General features: G+C 60.1%; 11 protein-coding genes and 1 pseudogene. 2 read left to right on the forward strand and 10 right to left on the reverse strand.

Annotated features, from left to right (window positions below; all coding sequences use genetic code 11):
* Positions 1-130: 130 nt before the first annotated feature.
* The 9 genes and pseudogenes from catA to V6P94_RS17415 form a co-directional block, all read right to left on the reverse strand.
* Positions 131-1,075 carry a catechol 1,2-dioxygenase gene (gene catA / locus V6P94_RS17375; protein WP_326397777.1) on the reverse strand — a complete coding sequence of 315 codons (945 nt, stop codon included), beginning with the start codon at positions 1,073-1,075 and terminating at the stop codon, positions 131-133.
* Between the two features lie 42 nt (positions 1,076-1,117).
* Positions 1,118-1,408 carry a muconolactone Delta-isomerase gene (gene catC / locus V6P94_RS17380; RefSeq protein WP_133078511.1) on the reverse strand — a complete coding sequence of 97 codons (291 nt, stop codon included), beginning with the start codon at positions 1,406-1,408 and terminating at the stop codon, positions 1,118-1,120.
* 50 nt (positions 1,409-1,458) lie between these two features.
* Complete coding sequence (locus tag V6P94_RS17385; RefSeq protein WP_219262704.1) at positions 1,459-2,577, reverse strand: muconate cycloisomerase family protein; 1,119 nt, start codon at positions 2,575-2,577, stop codon at positions 1,459-1,461.
* A 35-nt stretch (positions 2,578-2,612) separates the two neighbouring features.
* Complete coding sequence (locus V6P94_RS17390) at positions 2,613-3,374, reverse strand: 1,6-dihydroxycyclohexa-2,4-diene-1-carboxylate dehydrogenase (RefSeq protein ID WP_133078509.1); 762 nt, start codon at positions 3,372-3,374, stop codon at positions 2,613-2,615.
* 22 nt (positions 3,375-3,396) lie between these two features.
* Positions 3,397-4,407 (reverse strand): benzoate 1,2-dioxygenase electron transfer component BenC, encoded by a 1,011-nt coding sequence (gene benC, locus V6P94_RS17395; RefSeq protein ID WP_219262703.1) that lies wholly within the window; start codon positions 4,405-4,407, stop codon positions 3,397-3,399.
* 70 nt (positions 4,408-4,477) lie between these two features.
* The gene (gene benB, locus V6P94_RS17400; protein ID WP_133078507.1) at positions 4,478-4,966 is read right to left on the reverse strand and encodes a benzoate 1,2-dioxygenase small subunit; all 489 of its coding nucleotides are present in this window, start codon (positions 4,964-4,966) and stop codon (positions 4,478-4,480) included.
* On the reverse strand, positions 4,963-6,321 hold the full coding sequence (benA, locus tag V6P94_RS17405; RefSeq protein WP_133078506.1) for a benzoate 1,2-dioxygenase large subunit: 1,359 nt from the start codon (positions 6,319-6,321) through the stop codon (positions 4,963-4,965). The genes benB and benA overlap by 4 nt, the downstream gene beginning before the upstream one ends.
* Positions 6,322-6,939: 618 nt before the next feature.
* Positions 6,940-8,307, reverse strand: a pseudogene (ltrA, locus tag V6P94_RS17410) (group II intron reverse transcriptase/maturase).
* Positions 8,308-9,135: 828 nt separating this feature from the next.
* Positions 9,136-10,104, reverse strand: coding sequence for an AraC family transcriptional regulator (locus tag V6P94_RS17415; protein ID WP_326399053.1), 969 nt, complete (start codon positions 10,102-10,104; stop codon positions 9,136-9,138).
* Positions 10,105-10,294: 190 nt separating this feature from the next.
* Here V6P94_RS17415 and V6P94_RS17420 point away from each other — a divergent pair, with 190 nt between their 5' ends.
* Entirely contained in the window at positions 10,295-11,629 is a 1,335-nt protein-coding gene (locus V6P94_RS17420; RefSeq protein ID WP_326397776.1) for an amidohydrolase, read from the forward strand.
* 584 nt (positions 11,630-12,213) lie between these two features.
* A complete protein-coding gene (locus V6P94_RS17425) occupies positions 12,214-12,543 on the forward strand; it encodes a hypothetical protein (RefSeq protein WP_219262702.1) in 330 nt (109 codons plus the stop codon).
* Between the two features lie 69 nt (positions 12,544-12,612).
* On the opposite strand, the gene V6P94_RS17430 is transcribed toward V6P94_RS17425, so the two are convergent.
* Complete coding sequence (locus V6P94_RS17430; RefSeq protein WP_326397775.1) at positions 12,613-13,557, reverse strand: FAD-binding protein; 945 nt, start codon at positions 13,555-13,557, stop codon at positions 12,613-12,615.
* Positions 13,558-13,565: the final 8 nt, after the last annotated feature.

Raw genomic sequence — 13,565 nt, forward strand, 5'->3', positions numbered from 1 at the left:
TGAAGTGTTTTTTCAGGAACATTGCACAGACCATGCCGCTGTATCGATTCACCTTGCGGGCCCGGATTCAGGGCTCGTCCGGGGGGGATTACCCGCCTCCGGAGTGCCCGGATTCACGCCTGGGTGTTGCTCAACTGTTGCTGGACGAACAATTTTCCTGCAACGCCCGCGGGCGATGGCTGCGCAACTCGGCTGCCGGGGCGGCGGCCTGCTGCAGCTGGAAGTCGAAGGCAAGTTCGGCATATCGCCCCGTCACATCACGGGCGCCATCGTCGCGAAACTGCACTTCGCCCACCAGACCTTCACGGGTGGCATAGGCAAAGTCGTCCCACAGGTACTTGTCGCCCGACAGGTTGATCTGGGTCGTCAGGTGCCGATGGCCGGGGGCCGAGATAAAGAAGTGCACATGGGCCGGACGCTGGCCGTGGCGCCCCAGCAGATCCAGGCATTCCTGGGTCGGCCCCTGTGGATCGCAGCCGTAGCCCGATGGCACGATACTGCGGGCGCGATAGCGACCTTCGGCATCCGTGATGATGCGCCGACGCAGGTTGTACTCAGACTGGCTCTGGTCAAAAAACGAATAGGTGCCCTTGGTGTTGGCGTGCCACAGGTCGACCGTGGCGCCAGCCAGCGGCTTGCCCTGGGTGTCGAACACCCGGCCTTCGAGGAACATCACAGTGGCGACACCCTCTTCACTGCCGTCGTCCATCCGCGCGTGCCCTTCGGACAGCGGCGCACCGGCCACGTACAGCGGGCCTTCGATGGTGCGAGGCGTGCCGCCGACCTGACCGGCCTGCTCATCCTTGGCGTCCTGCAACAGGTCGATAAAGTGCTCGATGCCCAGGCCTGCTACCAACAGACCGGCTTCCGAGCGGCCGCCCAGACGGTTGAGGTAGTCCACGGACTTCCAGAATTCGTCCTCGGTGATTTCAAGGTCTTCGATGATTTTTGCGCTGTCCTGCAGCACTCGCAGGATGATGCTTTTGAGACGCGGACTGCCATTGTCGCTGCCAAAGCCGGCGGCTTCTTTGAAGAAGCTCTGGATACCGTCAGTGTGGGATATTTTCACGGTCATGGGGCTCACCTTATCTTGTTCTTGTGCGAGGGAATGAAAGGGTTAGCGGTCGTCGTCATGGATCGAAGACGGGTGGCGGCACAGCCCTTCGATCTCGATATCCATGTAGGGGAAGAGCGGCAATTGCAGCAGCGTGTCGTGCAAGGCCTCGACGCTGGCCACGTCAAATACGCTGTAGTTGGCGTAGTGCCCGGCAATGCGCCACAGGTGGCGCCACTTGCCTTCCTGTTGCAGGCGCTGGGCCAGTTCCTTTTCGTCGGCCTTGAGCGTCGCGGCCTTGGCCGGGTCCATGTCGAGTGGCAGGTTCACGGTCATTTTTACGTGGAAAAGCATGGGGGGGGGCTCCTTGAAAATCATTAATGCGGGTTTGGAAAGGACAAGTGTCAGCGGCTGAAGCGCGCCAAGCGTTCTTCGTCCAGCATCAGGCCCAGACCCGGGGTACGCGGAATGTGCAGCTCAAAATCCCGGTACTGGGGCGCCTCGGTCACGATGTCTTCGGTCAAAAGCAACGGCCCGAACAGTTCTGTGCCCCAGGTCAGTTGCTTGAGGGTGAGGAACGCATGGGCTGATGCCAGCGTGCCCACCGAACCTTCAAGCATGGTGCCGCCGTACAGGGCGATACCCGCAGCTTCGGCGATGTGCGCAGTACGCAGCACGGCGCGAGGGCCGCCGTTTTTGGCGATCTTGAGGGCGAATACGCTGGCCGCGCCGTCTGCCGCAAGGCTAAAGGCGTCTTCGACACTTTCGATGGACTCGTCGGCCATGATCGGCGCCGGACTGCGCTGGTTCAGGCGCACCTGGCCCGAGCGGTTGACCCGTGAAATCGGCTGTTCAATCAGGTCGATACCGTTGTCACCCAGCACCTGGCAGCCCCGGATGGCCTGGGATTCGTCCCAGTACTGGTTGACGTCGACGCGCACGCTGGCCCGGTCGCCCAGGGCCTTTTTAATGGCGAGCACATGCTTGAGGTCTTGCTCCAGCGGGTTGGCCCCAATCTTGAGCTTGAAGATCCGGTGACGGCGCACATCCAGCATCTGCTCGGCTTCGGCGATATCCCGGGCGGTGTCGCCACTGGCCAGGGTCCAGGCCACTTCCAGGCTGTCACGTACCCGACCGCCCAGCAGCTCGCTGACCGGCAGCCCCAGGCGCTTGCCCTGAGCGTCCAGCAACGCGCTTTCGATCCCGGACTTGGCAAACGTATTGCCTTTGGCAATCTTGTCCAGGGTCTGCATGGCGGCATTGATATTGTCCGCAGGCTTGCCCACCAGCATTGGCGCGAGGTGCGCATCAATGTTGGCCTTGATGCTTTCCGGGCTCTCGTACCCGTAGGCCAGGCCGCCGATGGTGGTGGCTTCGCCGATACCTTCGATGCCGTCGCTGCAACGCAGGCGCAGGATCACCAGGGTCTGCTTGCGCATGGTATGCATCGCCAGCGTGTGCGGGCGGATGGTGGGCAGGTCGACGATCAGGGTCGTCAGGCTTTCAATCAGGACTTGGTTCATTTCAGTCTTCCCGTCAGGTACTTGATACCGGCCCTTCAGCCGAGGTCGCCGCCGCCGACCGGCAGGGTTACGCCGGTGATATAGGAGGCTTCGTCGCTGGCCAGAAACAGGATCGCGCCGACCTGCTCATCGAGGCTGGCGTAGCGTTTCATCAAACTGCTGTCCAGGGTCTGGTCGACGATTTGCTGGTACCAGACTTTCTCGTCCGGGGTTTGCTCGGCGTCATTGCGCGCAATACGTCGCGGCGGTGCCTCGGTGCCCCCCGGTGCGGTGGCATTCACCCGAATACCGCGCCCGGCGTTCTCGAACGCCAGGCAGGCAGTCAGTGCATTCACTCCGCCCTTGGCCGCGCCGTAAGGCACGCGGTTGACACTGCGGGTGGCGATTGAAGACACATTGACGATTGCGCCACGGCCCTGTTCCAGCATGTAGGGCAGCGCCGCATGGCAGCACCACAGGGTGGGGAACAACGAGCGGCGCACTTCAGCCTCGATTTCTTCGACCTGATAGTGCTCGAACGGCTTGGCCCAGATGGTGCCGCCCACGTTATTGATCAGCACATCGAGACGGCCAAAGGTTTTTACCGCCTCAGCCATCACCCGAGCGCAGTCGGTGTACTGTTCAAGGTCGGCCGTCAGGGTGAGCACGCCCTCGCCCTGCAGCTCGAAAACCAGTTCAGAACGATCCACCGCAATGACCTGCGCGCCTTCGGCCAGCAAGCGTTCACACACACGGCGTCCGATGCCTTGGGCTGCGCCGGTAACCAGCACGACCTTGTTGTCGAATCTGTTGTTCATGGCAACCTCGGTTAAAAAGGAATCAAGCGGCAGCGGCGAATTTTTCGTAGTAGAAATTGGCCGGTGTAATGCCTTGCTCACGGATGTAGAGGTTGACTGCCTCCACCATCGGCGGCGGGCCGCACAGGTACACGTCGACATCGCCCTGGTTCAGATGGCATGGCTCGATATGCTGGGTGACGTAGCCCTTGAGCGGATGCTGACTCTGCGGGTTGGCCACGCAGGCACTGAAGCTGAAGTTGGCAATGCGGGCGCTCAGGGCCTGCAGGCGGTCCATTTCAACCAGATCAAAGTCGTTGCTCACGCCATAGATCAGATGCACCGGGTGCGGGCTGCCCTGCTCGGCGATTTTTTCCAGCATTGCGGTAAACGGTGCCAGCCCCGTGCCTCCGGCCAGCAGCAACAGCGGGCGCTGGATCTGGCGCAAATAGAAGCTGCCCAGCGGCCCGGCCAGGGTCATGCTGTCGCCCGCCTTGGCAATCCCGGTCAAGAAGCTGCTCATCAATCCGCCGGGCACATTGCGAATCAGGAAACTGACCTCGCCATCCTTTTGCAGCGTGCTGAAGGAGTAAGCCCGCGACTGGTCGCTGCCCGGTACATTCAAGTTGACGTATTGACCCGGCAAGAAGGCCAGGCTGCTCAGGGACTCGCCCTTGATCGACAGCGCAATGGTGCTCTCGGACAGCTGGCGCACATCGCTGATGCTCGCTTCAAAACTGGCCTGCTGGGTCTTGCACACTGTCGAAGAAGCGGGCACACGCAATACGCAGTCGCTGGCAGCACGCATCTGGCAGGTCAGCACGTAGCCCTGCTCGACTTCATCTTCACTCAGCGCGTCTTCGATGTAGTCGTCGCCCAGCTCGTAGCGCCCGGCTTCGGCAAAGCACTTGCAGGTACCGCAGGCACCGTCGCGGCAGTCCAGCGGGATATTGATGCCCTGGCGGTAAGCCGCATCGGCGACGGTTTCCTGGCTGTTGGCTTCGATAAAACGGGTAACGCCGTCTTCGAAATTGAGCGCAATTTGAAAGCTCATAATGTACCTCGCAGGCGATGCCGGGCCGCAGGTGCCCGCAGGCACCTTCAGGCACGCATCACAGCGTTGATCAGATGTGGTAGATGTCGATGACCTGACGCACGTAGTCGTTCTTGAGCACTACTTTCTTGGCCTTGATCAGCGGCTGGGGGCCGCGCAGGTCGAGGGTGTAAAAGCTGGTGCCGAAGTAGCTGTCGGTGGTCTTGTAGCGAAAGCTCAGGGTGTGCCAGTTGAATCGCACTTGGCACAGCCCGTCGGCCTCGTCGACGATCTCGATATTGCTCAGGTTGTGGGAGGTGCGGGTGTCGGGCATGGTCGCACTGGAGCGCTCAGTCTTGATCCGGAACACCCGGTCTTCCAGGCCGCCACGGCTGCCGTACCAGATCAGCGAAATTTCGCTTTGCGGGTCTTCGGTCAGGGTGTCGTTGTCGTCCCAGCACGGCATCCAGAAACTCGCATCGGCGGCGTACAGCTCCAGCCATTGATCCCACTGGCCGTCGTCCAGGTAACGCGCTTCGCGATACAGAAATTCGCACACCATTCCATAGAGGCTGTTCATTGCACGGCCTCCACGGGGATCAGCCCAGGCTCGCACGCCGTGGCCTTGAGCATGGTTTCCTGCCAGTACTTGTGTTGCAGCACAAACAGGCCTTCATCTTCGGTACGAACGCCGGACAGCAAGGGCTTGAGGTCGATTTCACGGGCACCGGCATCGGCACCTTCGACCCAGTGCTCGGCACCGCGAGACATATCGTTCCAGCCGCGACCTGCGCCGTAACCGGTCTGGCAGGAGCGGAACTCTTCCAGGTCATCCGGGGTGGCCATGCCGCTGACGTTGAAGAAGTCTTCGTACTGGCGAATACGCTTGGTGCGCGCTTCACTGCTTTCGCCCTTGGGGGCGATGCAGTAAATGGTGATCTCGGTCTTGTCGACCGAGATGGGCCTGGCGATGCGGATTTGCGAGCTGAACTGATCCATCAGGTAGACGTTGGGATACAGGCACAGGTTGCGCGAGTTATCGATCATCCAGTCGGCGCGGGCCTGGCCGAAGTCCCGTGACAGCTCGTCGCGGCGCTCGTAGGCCGGGCGATCCTGGGGGTTGGCCCAGCGGGTCCAGAGCAGCAAATGGCCGTGGTCGAACGAGTAGAAACCGCCACCGCTCTTGGCCCAGCTACCGGCGCTCATGGTTTTGATTTCTTCACCGGCTTCACGCAGGGTGCGCTGGTTTTGCGTGGCGGCGTAGTTCCAGTGCACGGAGCTGACGTGGTAGCCATCGGCGCCGTTTTCAGCGGCGAGTTTCCAGTTGCCTTCGTAGATATAGGAACTGGCGCCGCGCAGTACTTCCAGGCCATCGGCGGACTGGTCGACGATCATGTCGATGATCTTGGCCGACTCACCCAGGTGTTCGGCCAGGGATTTGACGTCAGGGTTGAGACTGCCAAACAGAAAGCCGCGATAGGACTCGAAACGGGCAACTTTGGTCAGGTCGTGGGAACCTTCGCAGTTGAAACCTTCGGGGTAGCCGGCCGCGCTCGGGTCCTTGACCTTGAGCAGCTTGCCGCTGTTGTTGAAGGTCCAGCCGTGGAACGGGCAGGTGTAGCTGGCACGATTGCCGGTCTTGTGCCGGCACAGCATGGCGCCGCGATGGCTGCAGGCATTGAGGAAAGCGTTGAGCTCACCGGCCTTGTTGCGCGCGATAAAAATCGGCTGGCGCCCAATGGTGGTGGTCAGAAAGTCGTTAACGTTGGGGATCTGGCTCTCGTGGGCGAGGTAGATCCAGTTGCCCTCGAAGATGTGGGTCATTTCAAGTTCGAAGAGATCAGGGTCGGTAAACATCTCGCGCTTGCAGCGGTAGACGCCCTTGTCCTTGTCTTCTTCAAGCATGGCATTCAAGTAATCGATTCCCAGGGACATGGCCAGGGCCTCCGTTGTTATTGTTCAGGCCTGGTCAGGTTAGGGAGTCGATTCGAGAAGCAATATCCGTTTACTGCGGATCGTTATCCGATTAGTGCGCAGAGCTCTGTCACTACGTAGCCGCTGACGAGCTCCGCGAGGCTGCGATCGGGCACGCAGCGACCGCAAAACCATTCAATCCGATGCTTCAGATGCACCGCGATCATGCCGATCGCAGCCTTCGTTCCTCGTCAGCGACTTGTTTGTTGGCGCTAAAACGTTTTGTGCAAGGCTCTGTGGCGTCTGCGATGCATTTTGCTTTTGCTGGAGCCACACGTATGTCCAGACGACGCGAATGCCCATCACAGAAGGCCGAACGCAGGTGCTGTTATGGGGGTGGCGCGGCAGGACGCCGCGCCAGCCGCGATGGGCCATGGATGGCCCGTCGCGGCGTGCCCCCATGACAGTGCCGGAGTGAGGGAACCACCGAGCCTGGGCGAGGCGGCCGAATGGTAGGGCAAGCCTTTTTGGTTACTTTTTCGGCGTTTGGAAAATCGGCATAGGGGACGGCCATCTGGCCGCGCCCCTGCCACACCACCCGGCATGCGGGTCCGCACCGGGCGGTTCGAGAAGTTGAGGTCAGCAGAGTCGAGGTAGACCCAACCGGTCGGACCACGCCACCGTAAGCACTCCATGGATCAGACCGACACTGTTGTGCTAGAACCTGTGGCTGTTGCTGGCTATCGCCGCTGCCAAGTCAGGTCCTGCTCCAAGTTTGCGTAGCTCACGGTACGTCCTCCTTCCGGTTCTCCATTGTTTGAGCTGGATAGCCCTGAGTCGTCGGCGGATCCATTCATCGAACCGGTGCCAGAGGCGAGGCGTTTGCGATAAACCGAAGTACGCTTTCCAACCCAGCAGGTACAGTCTCAGACCTTCCACCACCTGCGACATGCTTCGTCCTCCATTACGAGAAGTCAGCTGACGGATGCGGCTTTTGAACGCCTGTAGCGCTTTGCTTGCCACCCAGCGTTTGACCTCGCCTTGAGCAGACAGCCAAAAGCCGTAGCCCAGAAACTTGCGGCCAAACGCACTGGCAATCGCACTCTTGCTCTCGTTCACTTGCAGTCTAAGTCGATCATAAAGGCGACGGAGCACTGCCATTACCCGTTGACCGGCCTTCAGGCTGCGTACGTAAACGTTCGCATCGTCCGCGTACCTGACGAAGCAATGGCCTCGTCGCTCCAGCTCCTTGTCCACCTCGTCCAGCAATACATTGGCCAGTAATGGTGAGAGTGGGCCGCCTTGCGGCGTCCCTCGTTTACTGGCTACCACTATGCCGTCGATCAACGTCCCGCTGTTCAGGTAGGCCCGGACCAGACGCAGAACGCCTCGGTCGGTTACCCTTCTGCTCAGTCGAGCGATCAACAGGTCATGATCAACGCGATCAAAGAACTGCTCCAGATCAACGTCCACCACAGTGTCCCGCCCCGAATCAATATATTGCTGCGCTGCCAATACCGCTTGATGAGCGCTGCGACCGGGACGAAAACCATAGCTATGATCACTGAATACCGGGTCCAACAGAGGCTGCAAAACTTGTAATAGCGCCTGTTGAATCAATCTGTCCGTCACCGTTGGGATGCCCAGCTTGCGCTCGCCTCCGTCGGGTTTGGGAATCAGAACTCTACGCACCGGACTTGGCCGGTACGTTCCCGCCAGCAACTGCGCCCGTATCACGGGCCAGGCCGTTAACAGATGCTCGACCGTCTCATCGATCCCAAGACCGTCGACGCCCGCAGCACCTTTATTTGACCGGACTCGCTTGAGCGCTAATTGCAGGTTTTCTCTGGTCAGGGCTTCTTGCAGAAGTCCTGACCCCATGTGGTTCGGGTCATGACGCGGACCGCCGGCTTCATCGCTGGACGCTTCGCGTCGGGTTTCACCCGTCGCAGCTCCGTCCCGCCCCGGTTTCCCGGGCATCTGATGCAAGGCCTGCTGTATCGCCATGGTGAACCTCACTCCTTCTCGTTTGGCCCTTCACTGCAACGAAGCTACTACGGCCTCTGCTGACTTCTCGCTCCGGCTTGCGCCGTCGCCCTTTCAGGCATGAGGCGAGATCTCCCCAGGTAAGAACGCCATCCTTCACCGCACAACCGCCGCATTTACATCCCCGGTGCTTTGGCCACAAGAGCTTCGCAGTCACTTGCCTGCTCGCCCTGACCAGAGATGCCTCAGATGCGGTTTGTGTACCTCGGCTCGCGGTTTATGCTCCACGCTTCCTTCCCACACTTGGTCACCCTCATGCAGTTGCGCTTCGCTTCATTCGCTGTGGCCAGCTCAAGAGAGGACTTTCACCTCTAGGATGGCGCCCATGCTGGGCGCACAAGTGACACGCCGTAAGGGCGGAACCCGAGAAAGTCGTGACATATCGAATGGATATGTACTCGACATAGGTGCGGGCGCATCGCAAAACAACTGTCACACGGGGTACATATCCAGCATTCGCGGTTAACTGAAACGATGGTTTCGCCCTTACGGCGAGTCCCTTTTGTCAAACAGCCACAAAAGGAACCAAAAAGGCCTTGCCCTGGCGTACGGCCCTCGCTCCGGCCCTGCTCCGTGGGCACGCCGTGACGGGCCATCCATGGCCCAACACGGCTCTCCCGGCATCCATGCCGGTCGACCCACTACGCAGAACCTCCTCTCGGCCTCCCGAAGGGCAGGCAGATCAAAAACCAGTGCAAAAACAAGATCAACTGCCCGCCGAGGCGGCCTACAGGCCGACCTTTTTAGCGAAGCACATTTCTCTGAACAGGCCGGCTGGCAACAGAGTATCTACAGGGCGACGCAATGCCGGCGCTTGAAGGTGCTCGAAGGCAGCTCGCCAAACTGCAAACGGTAGCTTTCGGAAAAACGGCCCAAGTGCATAAAGCCGTAATCGAGCGCCAGTTCCGTGAGGCTGCGTACCGTGCAGCTCGGGTCGTTCAGGCAGGCGTGGATACGCTCGAGCTTGCGCTGGCGGATGTATTGCAGGGGGGTAACGCCCAACTGGCGTTCAAACAGGGTGTAGAGCGAGCGCGGACTCATGTGCGCCTGTGCGGCCAGGTCTTCACCGCTCAGGTCCTGCTTCAGGTTGCGTTCGATGTAGTCGAGGATGCGCTCGATACTGGCACTGGCAGAGGCCAGGTTTTCACGGCTGATGTTGGTCTGCATCAGCGTCAGCAACTTGCTGCCGATAATCTGCGTGTAGTGCTCCTGCACCCGCAGCAGCGGGTCGCTGGCCTCGGACTCCTGGCATACCATGCCCAGCAAGCCGAGAAAGCCTTCCAGCTCATCGAGCCTATAGTGATTGCGCATAAAGCGCACACCACCCGCAGGTCGCCGCCAGCGCTGATCGTCACACACCGATTCAAGCAAGCTGGCCGGTATTTTAAGGATGAATTTTTCGCAATCCTGGGAGTACGTCAGGTCGACCGGGTCGTCGGGATTGATCAGCAACAGCTCGCCCGGCACCAGATGGTGCTCACGGGTCGGGCCACGCCACAGGCAATTGCCGCTCAACAGGACCTGCAGGTGGAAGATGGTCTCCAGCGCAGGTGACGTCACGCGGACACTGCCGCCGTAACTGATGCGGCACAGGTCAAGTTCGGCGAATTTTCGGTGATTGAGGCTCGCCAGGGGGCGTGTGGTTCTGGAAAGGCCAATACAGTGCTGACCCACATGCAGGTTCACGTAATCGGATACGGCATGGGGGTCCGCGTGTCGGAACACGCTACTGCGTTCACTCAGCAGGCGGCTATCCATCGGCAAGGTACTCGGTGTTGTCATTTTTATGGGTGTCACGTACGCCAGAGTAGGCCCGCTCATGGGTGCAGATCAATTGGACCCTTGGCCAATGTTCGATAATCGAACGGTTTTAGCCAGCCGGTCGAACCACTCCGATGGGTGACGACATACCCTGTGCGGCCCAAAAACAACAAACAAGAGAAGCTCAATGCTTGCCCGTCTACGCCCTGCCCCTCTGTACCTCGCGCTATTGAGCGCACTGACTGCCACCGCCAGCCAGGCCGCGGACCTGAGCTGGGTCGATCCCGCCGTCGATTCGGTCAACGCCCAGGTCATCTCGCTGCGCCATACCCTTCACCAGAACCCCGAAATGGGCAATCAGGAGTTCAAGACCGCTGCATTGGTCGCCGAACAGCTCAAGAGCCTGGGTTTGCAGGTGCGCACCCAAGTGGGCAAGACGGGGGTGGTGGCCGTGCTCAAGGGCGGACTCCCCGGCCCGGTGATGGCCCTGCGCGCCGACATGGACGCACTGCCTGTCAAGGAGATGACCGGCCTGCCGTACGCCAGCACGGCCACCGGTACCCGCCTGGGCAAAACCGTTCCGGTCATGCACGCCTGCGGCCATGACACCCATACCGCCATGCTGGTGGGCGCAGCCCGAGTACTGGCCGAACACCGTGATCAGGTCGCGGGCACGGTCGTATTTCTGTTCCAGCCCGCAGAAGAAGGCGCGGCGGACGTGGACGAGTTCGAGTCCGATGCCTTGATTGGCGCCCAGGCCATGATCCGCGACGGTGCACTGGACTCGCCCAAGGTCGAAACCATCTTCGGCGTGCACGTGATGGCGGGTTATCCCACCGGCCACCTGTATTACAAGGCCGGTACCGTACTCAACAGCAGCGACGGCTTTCGCATCATCGTCAAGGGCAAGCAGACCCACGGCTCGGCGCCCTGGAGCGGAGTTGACCCCGTGGTGGCCAGTGCAGGCATCATCAACGGCCTGCAGACCCTGGTCAGCCGGCGCGCCGACCTGACCCAGGGGATGGGGGTGATCAGCGTCGGCACCGTCAATGCAGGTTCGGCGGCCAACATCATTCCAGAGACCGTGGAAATGACCGGCACCATCCGCAGCAACAGCGCGGCGGTGCGCGACACCCTGCTGAAAAAAATGCCGCCGCTGGTGCAAGGCATTGCCAGCGCCTATGAGACCGAAGCCAACCTGTTGCTGGTCAACCATGCGCCGGTCACCACCAACGACCCGCAACTGACGGCGGCCATGGTCCCGGCGCTTGAACTCGCAGCGCCCGGCAAGGTGCAACGGCTGGAGGCATCCCTGTCGCCCAGCGAAGACTTCTCGTACTACGCCGAGAAAGTGCCGGGGCTGTTCGTCTTCCTGGGGGCCACGCCTGAAGACCAGGACATGAGCAAAGTGGCGAATAACCACAGCCCCTACTTCACCGCCGATGACCAAACCCTGGCCACGGGCGTAAAGGCCCATGTGCAGTTTGTGATGAATTATCCGGGGCGGGTGCGCAGCCTCTAGCTTGATTCTGCAGGCGCTTCAACGCGCCGGCTCACCCCACCTGATCTAACCCCAGGCAGCCCGTCGCCCAGCGAAACATCGCGGCGCGGGCTGCGTGTGCCCGGGCTTGACGGGATGACCGGCATGCTGAAAAACGACCCGTCAGTCACATATGTAGTGCGCAAAAATAATCACTACATATGTATTGACGACACGATTTTCCCCCAGCATTATGCAGACGTCTTCCCCACCGGAAGCGCTGGAAAGGGTTGTTGCAAGCATGTCCGACGAGCTGTCGGGCTGTTCCGGGATAGGTACTGCCCACAAGGCAGAATTGATGAAGCTGACCTGGCTTGATCGTCCGCGTCAAAGACGACAGAGGCTAGCGAAACGTCCTCAAGAAGCTTGTGGCTGATGCGTCATGTCACCCTGGCATCCTGGTTCACGCTGATCTCCCTCGCTTTACGCTCTTTATGTAGTGCCGGGTTTTACGACTACATATGACGAACTCAAGACAGATCTGCTTTAGATGGACACTACGTAGCGCTGCAGGTGCAGTTGCGCGAATCAATTAGACAGATCAACGAGTGGTCAAGGAGTTAGCTATGAACCTGAATAACCAACCGACTGTTAACGAGCTGGCTCGACTCTTCGCCGCCCAGAAAGACACGCTGAACGATCACATTCTGTGGATCAGTGACGCCGGTGATGTTCGTATCGATGCAGTGACTTCGTGCAAGGAAGAAACCAGTTTCGAGGAGGACCGTCCACAGATGCGAGCCCACCTCAAAATGTACCGCCGTGGCCAAGGCTACGTGGGCAAGAAGGCTGCCGCCGATAGCGACTACATGGCGCGCATCCTGCAAACCTTGACCCTGACCTGGGAAAAGGCTCAAACAGAGCCTGCACTGGTCAAAGTTAACAGCTACAGCTGATAACCCCTGCTGTACCAAAAAGCCCCCGGACAATCTCCGGGGGCTTTTTTGCATCTCTCACCTCTGGGGTCAGATTGCCTGTTCCAGTTCAGGCACAGCTTCGAACAAGTCCGCTACCAGGCCGTAATCGGCCACCTGGAAGATCGGTGCTTCTTCGTCCTTGTTGATCGCAACGATCACCTTGGAGTCTTTCATGCCGGCCAGATGCTGGATAGCGCCGGAAATGCCCACCGCGATGTACAGCTGTGGCGCAACGATTTTGCCGGTCTGGCCGACCTGCATGTCGTTAGGCACAAAACCTGCGTCCACTGCTGCGCGGGAAGCCCCCACACCGGCGCCGAGTTTGTCCGCCAGCGAATATAGATGCTTGAAGTTGTCGCCGTTCTGCATGCCGCGACCGCCCGAAACGACGATTTTGGCTGCGGTCAGCTCAGGACGGTCCGACTTGGCCAGTTCTTCACCCACGAACGACGAAGTCCCTGCATCGTGAACCGCTGCAATCGCTTCAACCGCTGCCGAACCACCTTCTGCAGCCACCGGGTCGAAACCGGTCGCACGTACGGTGATCACTTTTACCGGCGCAGTGGACTGCACGGTAGCAATGGCGTTACCGGCATAGATCGGGCGCGTGAAGGTGTCAGCGCTGATGACCGAAACGATCTCGGAGATCTGATCCACGTCCAACTGCGCAGCAACGCGCGGCAGGATGTTTTTGCCGTTGGAGGTAGCAGCCGCCAGGATGTGGCTGTAACCGGCCCCCCCACCCACTTGAACAAGAGCAGCGACAAGAGGCGCCACGTTTTCAGGCAACTGATGGGCGTAAGCCGCGTTGTCGGCGACCAGCACTTTAGCCACGCCAGCGATTTTAGCGGCGGCTTCGGCTACTGCGCCAATGCCCTGGCCTGCAACCAGAACGTGGATGTCGCCACCGATTTTAGCGGCAGCAGCCACGGTATTCAGCGTGGCCGGGGCCAGTGCTTTGCCGTCGTGTTCTGCGATTACGAGGATAGTCATGATTCGGC

This window comes from Pseudomonas sp. ML2-2023-3 (assembly GCF_037055275.1).
Lineage (GTDB): Bacteria > Pseudomonadota > Gammaproteobacteria > Pseudomonadales > Pseudomonadaceae > Aquipseudomonas.